The sequence below is a fragment of the Aestuariibaculum sediminum genome, from assembly GCF_014596945.1.
Taxonomy (GTDB): domain Bacteria; phylum Bacteroidota; class Bacteroidia; order Flavobacteriales; family Flavobacteriaceae; genus Aestuariibaculum; species Aestuariibaculum sediminum.
Genome location: NZ_JACVXB010000004.1, coordinates 291,594 through 305,824, shown reverse-complemented (window position 1 = coordinate 305,824; position 14,231 = coordinate 291,594). Strand labels below are relative to the sequence as shown.

11 protein-coding genes are annotated in these 14,231 nt (G+C 35.6%); all 11 read right to left on the bottom strand.

Features of this window, described 5'->3' with window-relative positions; translation table 11 throughout:
- Positions 1 to 215: 215 nt before the first annotated feature.
- Positions 216 to 890: a response regulator transcription factor gene (locus tag ICJ83_RS11360; protein ID WP_188230516.1), complete on the bottom strand. Its 675-nt coding sequence runs from the start codon at positions 888 to 890 to the stop codon at positions 216 to 218.
- Between the two features lie 115 nt (positions 891 to 1,005).
- Positions 1,006 to 2,823 (bottom strand): sensor histidine kinase, encoded by a 1,818-nt coding sequence (locus ICJ83_RS11355; RefSeq protein ID WP_188230515.1) that lies wholly within the window; start codon positions 2,821 to 2,823, stop codon positions 1,006 to 1,008.
- A gap of 13 nt (positions 2,824 to 2,836) precedes the next feature.
- On the bottom strand, positions 2,837 to 3,421 hold the full coding sequence (locus ICJ83_RS11350) for a DUF4202 domain-containing protein (protein ID WP_188230514.1): 585 nt from the start codon (positions 3,419 to 3,421) through the stop codon (positions 2,837 to 2,839).
- 12 nt (positions 3,422 to 3,433) lie between these two features.
- A complete protein-coding gene (gene nirD / locus ICJ83_RS11345; RefSeq protein WP_188230513.1) occupies positions 3,434 to 3,811 on the bottom strand; it encodes a nitrite reductase small subunit NirD in 378 nt (125 codons plus the stop codon).
- 59 nt (positions 3,812 to 3,870) lie between these two features.
- On the bottom strand, positions 3,871 to 6,381 hold the full coding sequence (gene nirB, locus ICJ83_RS11340) for a nitrite reductase large subunit NirB (protein WP_188230512.1): 2,511 nt from the start codon (positions 6,379 to 6,381) through the stop codon (positions 3,871 to 3,873).
- A gap of 168 nt (positions 6,382 to 6,549) precedes the next feature.
- Positions 6,550 to 8,844 carry an FdhF/YdeP family oxidoreductase gene (locus tag ICJ83_RS11335; RefSeq protein WP_188230511.1) on the bottom strand — a complete coding sequence of 765 codons (2,295 nt, stop codon included), beginning with the start codon at positions 8,842 to 8,844 and terminating at the stop codon, positions 6,550 to 6,552.
- A 1-nt stretch (position 8,845) separates the two neighbouring features.
- Positions 8,846 to 9,460 carry a nucleotidyltransferase family protein gene (locus ICJ83_RS11330; protein WP_188230510.1) on the bottom strand — a complete coding sequence of 205 codons (615 nt, stop codon included), beginning with the start codon at positions 9,458 to 9,460 and terminating at the stop codon, positions 8,846 to 8,848.
- A 6-nt stretch (positions 9,461 to 9,466) separates the two neighbouring features.
- Positions 9,467 to 10,501: an XdhC family protein gene (locus ICJ83_RS11325; RefSeq protein ID WP_188230509.1), complete on the bottom strand. Its 1,035-nt coding sequence runs from the start codon at positions 10,499 to 10,501 to the stop codon at positions 9,467 to 9,469.
- A gap of 10 nt (positions 10,502 to 10,511) precedes the next feature.
- A complete protein-coding gene (locus ICJ83_RS11320; protein ID WP_188230508.1) occupies positions 10,512 to 12,710 on the bottom strand; it encodes a molybdopterin cofactor-binding domain-containing protein in 2,199 nt (732 codons plus the stop codon).
- 11 nt (positions 12,711 to 12,721) lie between these two features.
- Positions 12,722 to 13,177 (bottom strand): (2Fe-2S)-binding protein, encoded by a 456-nt coding sequence (locus ICJ83_RS11315; RefSeq protein WP_188230507.1) that lies wholly within the window; start codon positions 13,175 to 13,177, stop codon positions 12,722 to 12,724.
- Between the two features lie 95 nt (positions 13,178 to 13,272).
- Positions 13,273 to 14,229 (bottom strand): YheT family hydrolase, encoded by a 957-nt coding sequence (locus tag ICJ83_RS11310; RefSeq protein ID WP_188230506.1) that lies wholly within the window; start codon positions 14,227 to 14,229, stop codon positions 13,273 to 13,275.
- Positions 14,230 to 14,231: the final 2 nt, after the last annotated feature.

The following is a 14,231-nucleotide window of genomic DNA, read 5'->3' as shown; positions in this document are numbered from 1 at the left end:
ATGCCAGGCTTAACTAAAGACTGCACAAACTGATTTATAAAACATAAGTTATATTAACAAAATTAAGTATAAATACTTAATTTTAAAAACAAAAATACGTATTTGTTGAAAAATGTAGATTTATTAAAAAGTAGAATGGTATTTAAGATTTTGATAAAAAAATGAGATAAAAGCACTAAATAAAAATCAAATCTATACGCTTTTTAAAATTGTGTCTAAACCAATTGAAATTCTTTAGCTTTATTACTTAACTCCATGAGGTTTTTCACTTCCATTTTTTTCATTAAGTTAAAACGATGTACTTCAGCAGTTCGTTTGCTTATTTCTAATTCTTCAGCAATATCTTTATTATTTTTTAATTGAAGGACTAATTCTAATATCTGGCGTTCACGTTTAGTTAAATTAAAAGGATCTTTTACCTTTTTCTTAATTTTAGAGCTATCACTAATTGTCACACCATTCGAACCTTGAACAAAATTATTCATTATGATAGCCGATACATCTCCGGTAAAATATTTTCCTCCAGCAGCAATACTCGTCAAAGCTTTTAAAAACTCTTCCTTGCTCGCTCCTTTTAATAAATATCCATCTGCTCCGGCTTGAATAGCTTTAACGACGTATTCTTCGGAATCATGCATAGACAATACCAAAGTTTTAACGTCTATTTGTTCGCTTTTTATTTTCTGAACCACCTCTATACCGTTCATTTCAGGCATACGAATATCAACTATTAATAAATGTGGTTTTTGCGCTTTTATAACATCAATTGCCTCCACGCCGTTCGATGCTTCATCCACAACCTGAATACCTTTTTGATCCTCTAAAAGTGCCTTTATTCCATCTCTCACTAAAACATGGTCATCGGCCAAAACAACATTTATTACACTCATAACACTCGTTTTTTTAGTCTATTATTTAGTTTAAAATATTTTTTCAATAAAGCTAAAATAAAATTCATCTAAACATTTCATACTTAGCAAAAGTATAAAATTTACGTGAAAATACTTATTTATCTATTGGAATATTTAAGGTTACACGTGTTCCTTTATCTTTCTCGGAATGAATAAATATGCGGCCTTCTATATATTTTATACGTTCTTTCATAAAAGTCATTCCCATACCGCCATCGCCTTCTTTTACCTTCTTTACCTTTTTCGGATTAAAACCTTGGCCATTATCATCTATTACAACACTTAAAATATTTTCACTGTGAGATAGCGACACCAAAATGTGTGTAGAATTAGCATATTTTATGGCATTGTTAATAGCCTCCTGTACAATTCGGTATATATTAATTTCTACCAGTGAATCTAATCGCTGATTAAACTCAGTTTTATTAAAAAGAACAATTTGTTTACCTGTTAATTTTGACAATTCATGTGTTAATTTATTTATGGCTGGTACGATACCATGGTCGGATAATTCGGGGGGTGTTAAATTGAACGTTGCTGTACGAACACCTTTTATTATATTACCGGTTAACTCCTTAAGATGTTCAATTTTAAATGCTGTTTTTTCGATATCTGAAATATCTATACTTTCTAAGTTATACTTTAATCCTGTAAGCATTTGTCCTATTCCATCATGCACATCTTTAGCTATTCTATTTTGCTCTTTTTCCTGGTTTTCAATAATCTTACTGGAGATAATTTTTTGCTGATTCATTTTTTCCTCGAAACTCTCTTTAGTAAGGCGCTCAATCTCTAATTGCGCTGCTTTTCGCGAAGTAATATCAGAAGCTATAATGAGTAACTCCGAACGGTCATCACTAAAACTAAAAGGAATAATCGCCATTTCTAACCAAATATCCTTATAATCCTTCGTTGTAGCCTTAACTTCTCCCTGCCATCCCGTTTTTTTGCTTTTGGTTATTATATTTTCCATAACAACTTGCTCGCTTTCCTGGATCGAAATAATTTCAGCAAAACTAGTCGTCATATTAAATCCTGAAAATTTAAATAATCGTGAAAAGCGTTTACCAATATGCACCACATTGCCATTTTGAGTGATTCTGGCAAACAAAAGCGTTTCATCCATTGCGTGATTTAAAGCTCTGAGCTCTTTCATGGACTTCTCTTTTGCCAGACTAAGTTCGTCGGCATCAATTGCCATTTTTTTAGCGCGCTGTTCAGCAAGCAATAATTCTCCTAAAGTAGCTCTCACCGATTTGGCTGTTGGCCAGAATATGAATAAGAATTCAGCTAATAAAATCACTAAGGTAAGAATTGTTAATAAAGTCTCTAAACGTCGTAACCAACTTACCTTTTGATTTGCTTCAAAGTCATACTGATTAACAATTTTATCCATCATCGCTAAGAAAACACCTTCATTCTGTCTAACATTTTCAATATGATTTTCAAAAACTGAGGTTGGTAATGGAGGGACGTTTTCAACTGCCTCAATAATGGTTTTTACCGATTTACTAATCGTGTTAAAAACCGGATTAAGCTTGGCAAATTTTGCGTTAATATCTGTACTATTTTTTCCAGGTAACCCTAAGCTATCGTTTCCATTTTGTAAAGCATGATGTGATGTTTCCCAAAGGTTTAACGTTGCTTTAATATCATCCTTTAGCGAAATACGTTCATTGGTTTTTTGCTCTGTAGATAAGGCTATTATATCCTTGGTAAGTTTCTGGCTAAGCATGCGTTGTCTACCCGCCACATTGATTACAGTTGAATCACTTAACTGAGCATTAAGATGTTTTCGAATTAAAATCTGACTAACAATTACCGATACCGCAATAGTACTTAAGGCAATGATATACAAACGGCTTAATTTATCAAACGTACGCTGATCTAATGAGTTACCGTTTTTTGTCATGTTAATAATTAGTTTAAGAAATCGCTTTTTTTACGAGAGTTAAACTCTTATCTGAAAATTTAATTTTCAAGGCTTCTTTATGGCCTTCTTCAGACATTTTAACCCATGTTTTTTTAAGTATATCAATTATTTTTTCATCGTCGTGCTTAGCTGCAAACTCTTCAAAGTAATAATCTAAAAACACTAAACAAATGACATCCTCAATGGTTTGGCTTTCTTCATTCTTTTTAATGAGTTTTTTATTTATTAAAAATGACACGCGATCGATAAACTCAGATTCATAACCAACATCCTCTAAAATTTCGGATGTTATTTCAGCATGCATTTTTTTTAAGGTTTCGCGCCACTTTAAATATCCCACACGGTCCATAGGATATTCGTCTCTACCTATTTTCCAACGGCAAATATGTTGGGCTCTAGCTGCTATTTGCAATGCTCTTGATGCGTTTGGTTTAAACTGCAATAACTTTTGAGACATACGCTGAGAATACAACAATTCTTTAGGAAAATCTAACCCATGACTATGATACACATTAGGGTCTTCAGAATTTTTTTTATCAATTAATGCTATTGCAGTTTCAAATCGTGTTGGTTTCATTGGTTTGTTAAATTAGTCTGAAAAGCCAATATACACATTTCCGTCTTTTATTTTAACAGGATAGGTGGCAATTTTTAAATCATCGCCATTTAAATTTGAACCATCTTCAAGCGAAAAATTCTTTTTATGCATCGGGCATGCTACTTTGGCAACTCCATCCTTATCACCTATCATTCCAAGCGACAAGACCATTTCCATTTTATGCGGACAAAGATTTTGTGCTGCATACCATTTTTTTTTCCTAACAAAATTATAAACGGCTATCTGTTTGGTTTTATACTTTATGCACGCCCCACTATTTTCTGGAAAATCGCTAACCAACCCTACATTAAACCATGTTGTTACATCGGCTTCTGTAACCGAACTATATTGATTGAGTATGTCTTGCATAATTATTTTTTTTAACCTCTATATTTAATGACCTTACGTTATTTTCTATTTATATATTTCTACCAAGCTTTTGGCATTTTTTGTTCGCGCATAGGTACAAATACTAAATTATCATCTGTATCATCAGAATTAACGAAATGTTTAAAGCGCTTTGCGATGTTAGGATTCTCAATTGCTTGTTTCCACTCACATTCGTACTTATTAATTAAACCTTGCATTTCTTTTTCTAAATCCGCTGCAATACCGAGTGAATCTTCAATGACAACTTGCTTTAAATACTCTATCCCTCCATCGAGTTTTTCTAACCACGGTGCGGTACGTACTAATGGACCAGCTGTTTTGATATAGAACATCAGGAAACGGTCTAAATATTTAATAGCAGTTTCATCATCCAATTGTTCAGCAAACAATATTGCGTGCTTAGGTGTTGCTCCTCCATTTCCACATACATATAAGTTCCAACCGCCATCAACAGCAATTAAACCAAAGTCCTTGCCACGAGCTTCTGCACATTCTCGAATACATCCCGACACACCTCCTTTAAGCTTATGTGGTGACCGCAGCCCTCGGTATCTATTTTCTATGTCTATAGCGAACGTTACGCTTTCATGCATACCATAGCGACACCAAGTAGAGCCCACACAACTTTTTACTGTTCGTAATGATTTTCCATACGCATGGCCACTTTCAAACCCAGCATCTATTAATTCTTTCCAAATTAAAGGCAATTGATGAATTTGCGCACCGAACAAATCGATACGTTGACCACCTGTTATTTTTGTATATAAATCGTATTTCTTAGCCACTTCTCCGAGTACTATTAATTTATCTGGTGTAATTTCGCCACCTGCTACTCGCGGCACCACAGAATAGGTTCCGTTACGTTGAATATTAGCCAAAAAGCGATCATTAGTATCCTGAATTGCAAATTGCTTGTTAGGAGTTTCCATTGTAATGGTCGCGAATATTGAAGCTAAAGCGGGCTTACACACCTCACAACCATCACCGTCTCCAAATAAATTCAGAGCTTCATCATAATCTTTAACCTGATTTACTTTTACTAAATCGTATAATTCCTGACGGTTAAAACTAAAGTGCTCACAAATAACTTCTTTAACTTCTTTACCTAAAGATTTTAGAGTTTCGTTTACTAAATCGACCACCATAGGCTTACAACCTCCACAGCCAGTTGTGGCCTTTGTTTCGGTTACTACATCTCCTAAATTATTACTTCCATTTTCAGTAATAGAACAACAAATATCACCTTTACTAACACTTTCGCATGAACAAACCTGAGCCGTATCAGGCAAATCCATAACACTGCCAAAAGTCGAACCTCCTTCGCTAGCTGGCAAAATTAACTGTGACGGATCTTCAGGGATTTTCATACCATTCAAGTAAATTTGATGCAACATATTATAATCGGCTGCATCACCAACTAGAATACCGCCTAGCAGTGATTTACCGTCTAAACTCACATTAATTCGTTTATATAAATGCTGTGTTTTATTTTCGAAAATTATCGAATGCCCCTTGCTGGCAGGCATAAATGGTTCTCCAAAACTTGCCACATCCACACCAATCAATTTTAACTTAGTTGACATATCGATGTCGGCAGGCATAACTTTATCGGTTTGTCCTATTATTTGGTGCACAGCTACTTCTGCCATGTCATAACCCGGAGCCACTAAACCATATATCATTTGATTATATAGAGCCACTTCTCCAATGGCAAAAATATTAGGATCTGAAGTTTGCATCTTATTATCAACCACAATACCTCCACGAACTCCCATTTTTAAATCACAGGTTTTTCCTAACTCATCTCTAGGTCGTATACCTGCCGAAATAATAAGCATATCAACCTCTAAAACATCATCTTCGCCAAACTCCATTCCTGTAATAGCTTCATCACCTAATATTTGATTTGTTGCTTTACTCAAATGAATATTTAACCCAATAGATTCTAACTTTAATTTTAACACTTGACTACTTCTTGTATCCAATTGTCTCGGCATTAATTTAGGAGCAAATTCAACAATATGAGGCTCCAACCCCATATCTAACACGGCCTTACCTGCCTCCAAACCAAGTAAACCACCACCCAAAACAGCAGCTTTAGCATTTGGATTTTTAATTTTTAAGTCGGCTGCATAATCAAGCATGCCTTCCAAATCTTCAATCGTTCGATATACAAAAACACCATTTTTCTCCACACCTTTTATAGGCGGCACAAAAGGTGAAGAACCCGTAGCTAAGACTAAGTAATCATATTGAAATTCACGTTCTTTAGCTGTAGTTATGGTTTTAGCTGTTCGATGGATGTCAGCAACGCGTTCCCCTGTAATTAATTCAATTCCATGCTCTTCATACCAAGACCTAGGTGCCATTTCTAAAGCTTTAGCATCTTGATTTTCAAAATATTCACTTAAATGAACTCTGTCGTAAGCAGGTCTTGGTTCTTCTCCAAAAACTGTTATTTTATAATTTCTACTTTGTGCTTGAGCTACAAATTTTTCACAAAATTTGTACCCGACCATCCCGTTACCAATAACAATTATTTTTTTCATAACTACGTATTTTACATTACAAACATAATCAAAACTACGTAATTATACTTAATTTTAAAATCTAAAATTTAGTATTAAACGAAAAATTCATAAATTCATAAAATAAAACACGTATTTATACGTATAAATTAAAATATAATGATGGAAAATATAAAAGAATGAAGATTCCTAAATAGCATGAACAGTAACAATAACACTTTTTGATGCTGGAGTTTTAGCGGTATGTGCAAAACTATCTAAAGGAACTAACACATTTGTTTCTGGGAAATATGTTGCACAACATCCTTTAGGAATGTCATATGGAACGACCTTGAAGTGATTTGCTTGGCGAATAACACCCTTATAATGAGACTTTAAATTAATTACTTGTTTTGCTCTTAGCCCTCTTAATTTAATATCATCCTTATTCATAAACACAATACGCCTTTCGTTATATACACCCCGGTATCTATCATTTAAGCCATAAATTGTTGTATTAAACTGGTCATGACTTCTAATGGTCATCATTATCAGCTCTTGATCCTTCAACTCCCAAGTTGGTAATTGATTAATTGAAAATTGAGCCTTACTGGTCGCCGTATTAAATTGCCGCTCACGAGCCCCATTAGGCAAATAAAAACCCGACGGTTCTTTTAATCGTTTATTGTAATGCGAAAAACCATCTACAACTTCTTCTATGTCATTTCGAACCAAATTATAATCCTCTCGATACTGCAACCAATTAATTTTAGAAGATTTACCTAATGTCTTATGTGCAATACCACAGACTACAGCTACTTCACTTAATAATTTATTGGAACATGGCTCTAAAATGCCTCTTGTAGAAGAAACAATTCCCATTGAATTTTCAACACTTTGTACTTGAACCCCTGTTTTTTGATAGTCTTTTTCTGCTCTTCCCAAACAAGGTAATATTAACGCCTCTTTACCTGTAACCAAGTGTGAACGATTTAACTTAGTACTTACATGTACTGTTAAGTAGCAATTTGCTAAAGCTTGAGCTGAATAATTCGTATCGGGTACTGCCGAAATAAAATTTCCTCCTAAACCAAAAAATACTTTGGCTTTCTTATTATACATAGCTCGTATCGCTTCAATAACTGAATAACCATGTTTTGTAGTAGGTTTGAATCCGTATTTAGCTTCAATTTTATCCAAAAATGATTGAGGCGCAGACTCCCATATACCAACGGTTCTGTCCCCTTGCACATTGGAATGTCCTCTCACAGGACAAGTTCCTGCCCCCTCCTTACCTATACTTCCCTTTAAAAGCAATAAATTTACCAACTCACGAATATTGTCTACAGCATTTTCATGCTGCGTTAACCCCATAGCCCAACACACTATAATTTTGTTATGTTTAAGAATAAGATCAAAAACTGCGTTAAAAACATCTATAGAAACACCGGAACGCTGCAAGCATTCTTCAAAATCATATCGTTTTAAATCGGTTATAAATGCTTCAATTCCATGTGTATAAGTCTTTATAAAATTTTTATCAAAACCATCACCACGAAGCTCTTCTCTTTCTAACAATTTAAGCAATAAAGCCTTGAAAAAAGCGACATCTCCATTGATTGTAATGGGCACATGGATATCGGTTAGCTTCGTTCCTCCTGTAATCATTTTTAAAGGATTTTGAGGATTGGTAAACCGTACTAATCCTGCTTCAGCCAATGGATTTATACTTACTATTTTTCCTCCATTCTTTTTACACTTTTCTAATGCAGAAAGCATTCTAGGATGATTGGTGCCAGGATTCTGCCCAACTACAATTACCACCTCAGCTTTATATAAATCATCCAGGGTTACCGACCCCTTACCTATTCCTAAAGTTTGCGATAAAGCTTTGCCACTGGCTTCATGACACATATTTGAACAGTCTGGTAAGTTTGCTGTACCAAACTCACGAACAAATAGTTGATATAAAAAAGCGGCTTCATTAGTAGTTCTTCCCGATGTATAAAATACAGCTTCATCGGGTGAATCCAGACTATTGAGATGTGAAGCCACAATTTCAAAAGCCCTTTCCCAAGAAACTGGTGTGTAATGAGCTGCTCCTTTAGCTAAATACATGGGTTCTGCTAACCGACCTGATTTACCTATTTCAAAGTCACTCCAATTTGCTAAATCTTCAATTGAATATCGGGAAAAAAAAGCTTCGCCAATGGTCTTATTCTGCATTTCTTCTGCCATCGCTTTCATGCCATTCTCGCAATATTCACCTAAAATCGAGCGTTCGTCATCCGGATCCGGCCAGGCACAACCCGGACAATCAAAACCTCCTTTCTGATTTAATTTTAATGCTATTTTAAAAGCATCAGCTGGATTCATGTATTTTGATACCTGAGAAACAACCGACGTCAGTGCTGGAAACCCCGCACTGTTTTTAGCCGCATCTTTGACTTCAAAATCTGAAAATGTTTCTGGTGTTTTGGCTTTATCTTGTGCTGAAGAACTCATCTTAAATATTAAATGTATTTTGATATGCCGATTGATACTCATCGGGAGTATCTAAATCTGCTATATTAGAATTATTATTATAAAAATCCACGAAGGCCTTATAACGTTTTATAATCTCTTTTGCTCCATAATCGTCATTCAAAGCTAGTAAGTCATCAAAATAAGTCGCGTCAAACAATACGGGAACACCTTTCACACCTCCCTCATAGATTGTTGCTATTATTTGATTTTCACTTTTTCTGAAATGTTTAATCATTAAATTCAAATCATTAGAAGAAATAAATGGCTGATCGGCCAACATAATTAATACGGCATGTATTTCCTGCCGGCCATTTTGAATCTCATAAATAGCCTTAGAAATCGATGTTCCCAATCCAGATTTCCAATCAGGATTAAACACTATTTGTATTGGATACTTATCAATCAGCGATTTAATTTCATTGTAATGCGCACCCAAAACCACCAAAATTTCATCTGTATTAACTTCTAAAGCGGTTTTAATAGTATGCTCGAGTAAAGTAGTCTCTCCCCAAGGCAACAATTGTTTAGGTTTTCCCATGCGTGAAGCTTCACCTGCCGCTAAAACAACAATAGCTGTTTTTGTTTTAACTTTCATTATGATTTACTTTAATCTGGCATGAATTTTACCTGACTTTTTCCGTAATGAATAAGTTTCCCTGTCTCGTGTTACCGCAAGAATTTCAGACACTATAGAAATAGCTATTTCTTCGGGTGTTTCCGAACCAATATCTACGCCTGCCGGACCATAAATAATATCTAAAAATTCATCAGACACATCTGGACAGTATTCAATAAACTGAGATAGCAAATCGTCTCGGCGTCTTGTAGACCCAAGCAGTCCTATATAATTAGGTTTTTCGCCGTTAAGAGCAACCAAATACCTTAAATCCATGGCAAAATTATGAGTCATTAGAACAATAGCCGTTTGATTATCTATAGATAGACTTTGAATATGTTCTGGAGCTAAGGCTTTAAATACTTTTGCTTTTGGGAAAAACTCAGCCGATTTTGCCTCTGTCCCTTTAGAGACTATAGTAACCTCCCACCCTGTGAGGGATGCGTATTCAGATAGTTTAACCGCATCATGCTCTGTTCCTATTATTACCAACTTGAAACATGGTTGTAGTATTTGTTTAAATTCAAGTCCTTCTTTAGGACGTTGCACAAAACCCTGTTCTTTAGTATCTTGAATAGAAAATGTTTTTCCTTCGAATTTAAAAACCGACCCCAAACCATCCCATACACCTTCTTGTTTCTTATAATATGAAGAAATGGAAAATATGATTCTTTCTTTTATGCAATAAAAAAATGCCGATTTAAATGCTTCAGATAATGAAACTGGCTCTAATAAAATATATAACACACCTTCGCAACCTAAACGATACCTTCCATCGTAAGTCATCATTTTAGCCGCTCCAGTTTGAAACACACTTTTTGCTTGCCGATACACTTCTTTTTCTACACAGCCTCCGCTAACCGCACCAATCCACTGTCCCTTGTTATTCAATAACATTCTTACACCTGGTCGCCTATAAGACGAACCATCTAAGTCTACAACCGTGGCCAAGACAGAAATTAAACCCTCCGTTTCCCAATTTATTGCAGTTTCTAAAAGTGTTTTTAATTCGTGAGTCATAGGATAACGATTAACCGATTACCGATTTATAAGAAACAAACGGCTGATGATACAAACGTTCTCCTGTTGCCTTATACAATGCGTTTGCCAAGGCGCCAATGGCAGGTGGCAAACCAGGCTCTCCTAATCCCGTTGGATCGATATCATTCTCAACAAAAAATACCTCAATTGCCTCTGGCGCCTGTGAATGTCGCATTAATCGATAGGTGTTAAAATTATTTTGTTCTGGAGCACCATCATTAAATGTTAACTGGCTATACATTGCATGCCCAATTCCATCAACCACCCCGCCTTCAACCATATTTTTGGCAGCATCCCGATTAATTACAATTCCACAATCTACAGCACACCATACTTTTTTCACCTTAGGTTTATTACTCTCCATAGCGATATCTATAACCTCAGCCACATAACTGGAATGACAATAATAGGCAGCTACACCTCTGTATATTCCAGGAGTCTCCACGCCCCAATTGCACTTCTCCTTTACCAGTTTAAGCACGCCGGCATAACGCTTAGGATCGTAATCGTTATTTTCTCCAACTGGATTATTTTCGGCTTTGTCAAATAATTCTAATCTAAATTCAATAGGGTCTTTACCTGCCAATTCGGCGACTTCATCTAAAAACGATTGTTCGGCAGCTGCTGTAAAATGAGATCTCGGTGCACGCCATGCTCCTGTTGTGATATTTGTTTTAGTACTTATTTTTTCAGCCAGATAATTATCGACTGTTCCTGCAGGAAAACGGTTTTCGAAAACAGGGTTTTCTGGTAATCCTGTGCCTTTAATTGAAAACGCTATTAGGCTATTATTCTCATCTAATCCAGCTTTGTATGTTGCTAAATAAGCTGGACGATATGTTCCTTGAGTCATATCGTCTTCGCGCGTGTAAATAAGTTTTACAGGAGCACCTATTTTTTTAGATATGGCAGCTGCTTCTACTCCAAAATGAACGTACAACCGTCTTCCAAAACCCCCTCCAATTCGCGTCATATCTACGGTAATTGCTTCAATGGGTAAATTGAGTAATTTAGACACTGAATCTTCTAAAGCCTTCGGCGTTTGGGTAGGGCCTACTAACTCCGCTGATGTATCGGTAACATGGGCAAAGAAATTCATCGGTTCCATCGTATTATGGGGTAAAAATGGAGAACTATATGTTCGTTCAATAACTTTTGAAGCCTTTTTGAAAGCACTTTCTGGGTCGCCGTCCTTTCTACTTTCTCTTAATTCACTTGAAGCTAGAGCTTCCTCCATTCTTTTTGAATGCATTTCAGAATTTTCCAATTCACCAACGACCTCCCAATTGGTTTTAAGTGCTTTTTTCGCTTTCATCAGTTTCCAAGTTGAATCTCCCACAATGGCAACCAACTGTAAAAATCCTTTTTCGTCAGACCACCCTGGTCCTGGTATTGCTGTATCTACAATAAAAGCATCATAAATTCCTGGCATAGCTTTTATTTCATCTTCATTAAATGCTTTAACCTTCATTCCAAAGGCAGGAGGATGCTCTATCATAGCTAATTTCATCCCTTCCCTTTTAAAATCGATACCAAACAACGGTTTGCCGGTTACAATATTTTTACCTTCTACATTTTTCTGACTTGTACCAATTAATTGAAAATTTTTAACATCCTTCAATTCCACTTCTTCTGGAATTTCTATACCAACCGCTTTGCTTGCAATTTCTCCGTAACTAATACTTCTTTCGCCATCTATCTCTTTAATAATCCCTTTCGTAACGGTTAAGCCTTCAACATCAACATTCCATTCTTTAGCCGCTGCTTCCATAAGCATACGCCTACCTGTTGCACCTGCCATTCTTAAAGGATGCCAACCTCGCTTTATGGACAAACTACCACCTGCAAATTGGGGGTTTTTGAAGGCATCTTCATTTAAAGCCCCTTGCTCTACGATTACATGATTCCAATCAACATCTAACTCCTCTGCCACAATCATGGGCATTGAAGTTTTTACGTTTTGTCCAATCTCAGGGTTTGGTGAATAAATTGTTACCAAACCAGTATCCCCAATTTTGATGTATCCATTAATTTCGAACCATTCATTTGGGATGGCAATAACATCGTCTTTTTTATTACTGGTAACACATCCTGTTAACCAACTAAAGCCTATGAGCATACCTCCGCCTGCTGCTGCCGAAACCTTCAAAAATGAACGACGATTATATTGTGTTTTTATTTTAGTCATGATTTTTGAATTTATTGATTAGACGCTGTTTTAATCGCTTGTTTTATACGAATATATGTGCCGCAACGACAAATATTTCCATTCATAGCACTATCAATATCTGCGTCAGTGGGTTTTGGTTTTTCTTTTAAAAGTGCAGCGGCATTCATAATTTGTCCACTTTGGCAATATCCGCATTGTGGAACATCATGCTCTAACCAGGCTTTCTGCAATGGATGATCTCCATCTTCCGATAAGCCTTCAATCGTAGTAATTTTTGAATCTTTAATCGTTGAAACCTGCAGCAAGCAACTTCTTACTGCAGCACCTTCGAAATGCACGGTACAAGCACCACATTGTCCAATACCACACCCAAATTTAGTACCAAGAAGGTTTAATTCATCACGCAACACCCACAAGAGCGGTGTGTCTTCATCAACGTTAACGGTATGAGACTTACCATTAATTTTTAATTTATATTCAGGCATATTCAGTTGTATTTTTTAATTAAAAGATAGTTTGTTTAAATGAATTCTTTTAAAAATACAAAAAAGTACGCTTGTTCAAGATGGATTAACTTTTTTTAAGAGTTTAATATGAATTCGAGAGCTCTTTTCTCGTTATAATACACATTACGCTTATCTATAAAACCTACATGCCCTCCTTTTTTAGGCATCTCTAAAAATAAATTGGAATTTTCTTTGGCCTCTTTTACGGGATAACACTCTGGTGATAAAAAAGAATCATTAAGCGCATTAATGATGAGCGTGCGTATTTTTATTTTGGATAGAAATTGTAAACAGCTACTTTGTTCATAATAATCTGTCGCATCTTTAAATCCATGAGCTTTTGCCGTGTATACATCGTCGAAATCCCTTAACGTGTTAATGGTACAAAATTCCTCAAACGATAATTCATCAGGAAACTTTACTGCTTTATTTAAGAGTTTCTTTTTTAAATGATTTAAAAAACGATTGGCATATGGTCTATTTTTAGGTCTCATAAGTTCCTCACAAGATCCAGCCAAGTCTGCTGGTACCGAAACAGCTACAGCGGCTTTAATTTCGCCTGGCACGTTGTCGCGTTCTCCCAAATATTTTAAAATTAAATTTGCTCCCAAACTAATGCCGTATAAATAAATCTCATTATATTTTTTTAAACCTAAAATATGTTTCATAATATCTTCCAAATCCTCTGTTGCTCCAGAATGGTAACTCCTAAACAATAGATTATCTTCACCACTACATCCCCTAAAATTAACACAAATAGCATCACAATTGTTCTCATTAAATAGTTTAGCGGTTCCTGTAATATAAGGGCGTTGTCCATGACCTTCCAATCCATGAAAACACAATATGACCTTGTCGGAAGCTTTATCGGAATAACTCCAATCTAAATCTAAAAAATCCCCATCACGAAGTGTTATGCGCTCACGTTTTTGATTAAGTTTTACGCTTCGGACAAGTCCAGAGTATACGGTAGCAATAAATCCGCTATTAAAAATGAATGAAGGTTTGTAGGTACTTTGTATAATTGGCATAA